This is a genomic window from Methylobacterium sp. A54F (assembly GCF_053346035.1).
In genome coordinates, this window is record NZ_JBKFBF010000072.1 from 1 (window position 1) to 340 (window position 340).

Annotated in this window: 1 protein-coding gene; it reads left to right on the plus strand. The window is 73.8% G+C overall.

Annotation, left to right across the window (positions count from 1 at the left end; translation table 11 throughout):
• Positions 1-340: hypothetical protein (locus tag ACLBXP_RS25380; RefSeq protein ID WP_447670606.1), on the plus strand; the 340-nt coding region annotated here is incomplete at both ends.

Genomic DNA, 340 nt, shown 5'->3' on the forward strand with positions numbered 1-340 from the left:
GGCGACACGGCGCCGGAGGCGGACGAGACCGTCCTGGTGCGCCTCTCCAACCCGAGCGGCGCCACGGTCGCGGACGGCGAGGCCAACGGCACCATCGCGAACGACGATTCCGGCCTCTCGGTCGGCGGTATCGACGTCTACGCCGCCGCGCCCTCGCTACAGGGCCAGCAGGGTGCGACCCCGACCGCCGCGCCGGACGCCACGGACACCCTGCGCCTCGTCCGCCTCGGGGCCTACCTGACGACCGACGATACGGCCACGGCGCGCCGCGCCAACGCCGAGGTCGTCGCCTACGACCGGACCACCGGCAGCCTCTACGTCCAGAACACCGTGGAGAACC